The following is a 4,343-nucleotide window of genomic DNA, read 5'->3' on the forward strand; positions in this document are numbered from 1 at the left end:
GTTGATTATTGGGACGGAAATATCACTAAAACAGCTTTTACTGAAGTAAGTGCTACGGAAGCAGAGAACAAAGTTTATTTATTAAGCTACGAAGGAAATAAGGATAAAGACAAGTGGTTTAAATTAAAAGTTACCCGTAATGGTTCTGGCTACAAAATTCAATATGCCCGACTAAACGAAACTGTAATAAAAACTTTGGATGTGCCTAAAAATGCTGATTACAATCTGGTTTTTGTTTCGTTAGAAAACAATAAAATTGTTCAGGCTGAACCGGCAAAAAGCACATGGGATATTTCATGGAGCTACAGTACGTTCAACTCTGGTTTAGGTTCGCCTTATTGGGTTCAGGATTTTGTTTCAATCAATAACTTAGGCAGTGTAAGTGCGGCAATGGTAGCTAAAAAAGATGCTTATGCAACATTTACTGAAGCAGATTTGGCTGGTCTTACTTTTCTATCAGTAAAAGATGTAATTGGAACAACCTGGAGAACTTCGCCTAGCCAGGCTGGTACTGGCGGCGCGGTTAAAGGAGATCTTTGCTATATTATTAAAGATGCTACCGGTAATTATTATAAACTGAAATTCAACAGTTACATTTCTGGTGATGGTGGTGAACGCGGTAAACCAGTAATCGAATATAAATTGGTAAAAAAGGGATAATGTAAGTTAAGGCTTACCCAAAAAAATATGTTTTGTTAGTTGGATATAGGCTCTCCGCGATGGGGAGCTTTATCTTTTTATAGCAATTAGTAATAATAGGCATCATGCTGATCCGATAGCTATCGGATTTGTTTTACAAGCAGAAATAGTATTTTCAATTGCCTTGTAGCTACTCCGTGGTCAGCATCTATCATGTACAAGAAGACCCTGAAACAAGTTCAGGGTGACGATTCACGGACCTGGCGTTGTGGAGTTAGAAATTGTAATACGAAACATTATAAACGCAAAAAGGGCCCTGGCATACCAGAACCCTTTTTGTTTCTTACTCGCGAAATATTATTTTCCAGAGTTTTTCTTGTCAGTTACTTCTGCACGGATTTCTTGTGCTAAAACTTTAAGATCTTGCATTGCTTTACGCACACGAGTACCAGCAGCTGCATTGCCAGCATTATAAAATTTTTCTACATCTGCTTCAATAGCAGCAACAGCAGCTTTAACTTTTGAGAATTTTTCCATCGCTAATTGATGTTTTTAAGGTTTAAAAAATTTATTTTTTCAATAATACATATTTACCTTGAATTAACAACAGAAAGCAAATATTTATTTGAAAGAAGTTTTGCACATTTACACAATCAAAAAAATGCCCTGGCACTATTATAGAGGTATTTTTTCGGATTTTGAGATCAAAATCTGGTAACTTAATTCAGTTGTTTCGATAAGTTGATCAGGTTATTGAAGGTTAAATTGGCGCTATTTATACAGCGTTTATAATCTGCCTCAGCAACCGTCTGGTTTATTACAGAGACGAATATTTTCCATTTCGTACTCAGCTCATCGCCATAAACACCATAATAATTTAGGCCTCCTTCATGGTCTTTAAAATTTGGATTGGCTAAAATATGCCTTTTAATTACGTTTCCGCCCAATGTAGCCCCTTCTAGTACATACAGCGCACCTAAAACTTCGGCAGTATTTTTTTCTGGAACAAACAATTCAAAATCTAAACCTGGCAATGTTAAACTATCTATATTCCAATATTTTAAATCTTCTTCTAAAGCAGTGAGTTTCAATCTGCTTTTCATTTCCAATTGTTCGGCAATAGCTGTATCCAACATATTGGCGAGCGTATTCTCTAATTTTTGGTGAATAATATAATTAATGGTTAACAGCTTTTTATACTGATCAATGCTTAAAGAATTGTTCATAATCTCATTCACAAACATTAAGGATTCTAATGTTTTATGGTTTTCTGCTGTTTCAGCTCTCAATAAATTGGCAATCATTATTTGGATTTTAATTATTAAAAAGAAAAGATCCGGATTTAATACCCGAATCTCTCCATATGGTTTTATAAAATTTTAATTTAACCTCAAATGTTGGTTAAACCAAAAATCGTGTACAGAATGTACGCATTTAAGCAGGTTCTCGTAACCATCAGGCTTGGTAAGATAAGCGTTGGCACCAAACTCAATTGATGCTTTTACATCATCAGGATTATCAGACGTAGAAAACAAGATTACGGGTATCGTTTTGAGATAGGGAATATCACGTATAAATTTTAACAGATCTAGTCCCGATAAGCCGGGCAAATTCAAATCAAGCAAAATTAATTTAGGTTTGGTTTTACTTTCAGCAAACTGCTGAAGTTTTTGTAGTGCCTCTGCCCCATCTTCAATTATAGTTAAATTAAGTGTATCCTTAACCTCTTGTACGGCACTTTGCATAAAAAATGCATAGTCTATATCATCCTCAACATAAAATATATCTGGTGTTTTCATTTTATCCGTTTTTAAAAGCTACAAAAAATGTAGAACCAACATTTAACTTACTCTCAAACCAAACCCTGCCGTTATGCTTTTCTACAACCCTTTTTACAATTGCGAGCCCCACTCCTGTTCCTTCTATTTCCTTAACATTATCCATGCGCTTAAAAAGCTCAAAAACCCTATCGTAATAACGGTTGTCGATTCCTATTCCATTATCTTTAACAGCATAGATAGTCTCCCCTCCATCTATATACGCAGAAACCTCTACTTTGGGTTTGTCCACCATTGCAGAGTATTTTACAGCGTTACCAATCAGGTTTGTGAAAACCTGCGCTATCATGGTCTTATCTCCTTTTATATTTGGGAGTTCCCCCAAAACTAATTCGGTACGGTCAGCTTTAAAGGCCGACCACACTTCGCCTTTTATTTCTTTTAACAGCGATGCTATATCAACTGCTTCAAAATTTATTTCAGAACGGCCAACTCTTGCTAAATTTAGGATCTCTTTAATTAAGAAATTCATTTTATCAGCACCTATTAAAATCCTACTCAACATTTTTTGGCCATTTTCATCAATGCTCTTATTTTTGAGCATAAGCTCAGCATAAGTTTTTATCGAGGTTAATGGGGTTCTTAAATCATGCGAAACAGTATAGCTAAAAGTATCTAATTCTTCGTAAGCGGCCTGTAGTTTTTCATTGAGCAGCCTAATTTCGTTGGCCTTTTTGTTGATGTTGGTAATAATAATTTCTCGGATCCTTAAAACCGAGGCGATTTCCTCAGCCATCCATTTTTCAGATGTATTATTAACTACCTGCGACCAGATTTCGAAAGATTTACGGGGTGATAGGTTCAACAAGCCATTTTCTGAAGGAACTACAGGTTTTTCAGGGTTTCCAGCCCAATTCACAGTGGTAATGATTTCGGGTTTAAACCAGATGATCATTTCGCCCATTTCTTTATTTAACATACAAGAAAGAATTCCAGCGGCTATTGATTTGTATTTTTTAGCTGGAGAATGGATTTCAGACAATCGATGGGTATAGTATATTGATTCATCATTGGTTGTTTTTAACCATTCAACAAGTTCTCTTATTTCTTCTTCTGATGGTACATTTCCAAGAGTTTTAAGTTCATTTTCGAAAATGACAACCACTCCCGAAGCTTTAGTTGCGTCTAAAATAGTTCTTTTGTGGGTGGTTATGGCTTCAACTAAATATTTATCCCGGTTTAAATGTTCTAAAAGAACATTGGCGGTACTTTTAAATTGTTCAATAACGGCTGCATCTTCTTCTTCCTGGCGGTATTCTAAAGCTGAGGAAAGAATCTGCCCGATTAACTTAGCGCCTTCTCTGGCTTTATAGTCTATAAACTTAGGACTATAGTTATGGCAGGCAATTAACCCCCATAATTCGCCATGAGAGATTAAGGATATACTAAAACTCGAATGAACCCCCATATTCTTCAGATATTGAATATGTATGGGCGATACGGCGCGTAAGCCGCCATTGGTTAAATCGAGTGCTTCGTTTTCTTTAAAAGTTAGAATTGGTGAATCAGTTTTGTTTACATCGGCAATTAACCTAGTCAGATTGAGTTTATAAAGCACTCGAGCCTGTTTAGGAATATCAGATGCAGGGTAATGCAATCCAAAAAATGGTTCTAAACCTGTTTCTTTTTCTTCTGCCACAACTTCGCCATGACCATCCTCTAAAAATTTATAGATCATAATCCGATCGTAATTGATCAGTTTTTTTACTTCTTGAGCAGCACCTTTTAACAGCGCTGAAATGCTTTTCCCCTGAAGCATAGAGGAGGCAGAACGACCTATAGAACTTTGAATATCGAATTGTAAGGTTACTGGCTCAAATTCCAAAAGCCAATCACTTTCTGATGATGAAATAATCAGATAAAAAG

Annotated in this window: 5 protein-coding genes; 1 reads left to right on the plus strand and 4 read right to left on the minus strand. The window is 35.9% G+C overall.

What is annotated here, in order from left to right:
* The coding region (locus AC1DPQ_RS19330; RefSeq protein WP_477610574.1) for an HmuY family protein at nt 1-660 on the plus strand (660 nt) is incomplete at its 5' end.
* Nucleotides 661-996: 336 nt separating this feature from the next.
* On the opposite strand, the gene AC1DPQ_RS19335 is transcribed toward AC1DPQ_RS19330, so the two are convergent.
* From AC1DPQ_RS19335 to AC1DPQ_RS19350, 4 genes are all read right to left on the minus strand, one after another.
* On the minus strand, nt 997-1,176 hold the full coding sequence (locus tag AC1DPQ_RS19335) for a hypothetical protein (protein ID WP_010602585.1): 180 nt from the start codon (nt 1,174-1,176) through the stop codon (nt 997-999).
* Nucleotides 1,177-1,358: 182 nt separating this feature from the next.
* The gene (locus tag AC1DPQ_RS19340; RefSeq protein ID WP_477610575.1) at nt 1,359-1,943 is read right to left on the minus strand and encodes a biliverdin-producing heme oxygenase; all 585 of its coding nucleotides are present in this window, start codon (nt 1,941-1,943) and stop codon (nt 1,359-1,361) included.
* A 75-nt stretch (nt 1,944-2,018) separates the two neighbouring features.
* Nucleotides 2,019-2,438 (minus strand): response regulator, encoded by a 420-nt coding sequence (locus AC1DPQ_RS19345; protein ID WP_477586115.1) that lies wholly within the window; start codon nt 2,436-2,438, stop codon nt 2,019-2,021.
* 1 nt (nt 2,439) lies between these two features.
* Nucleotides 2,440-4,343, minus strand: a 1,904-nt coding sequence (locus AC1DPQ_RS19350; RefSeq protein ID WP_477610576.1) for an ATP-binding protein, incomplete at its 5' end; no start/stop codon positions are given.

It is taken from the genome of Pedobacter sp. 01T416_2, assembly GCF_056398925.1.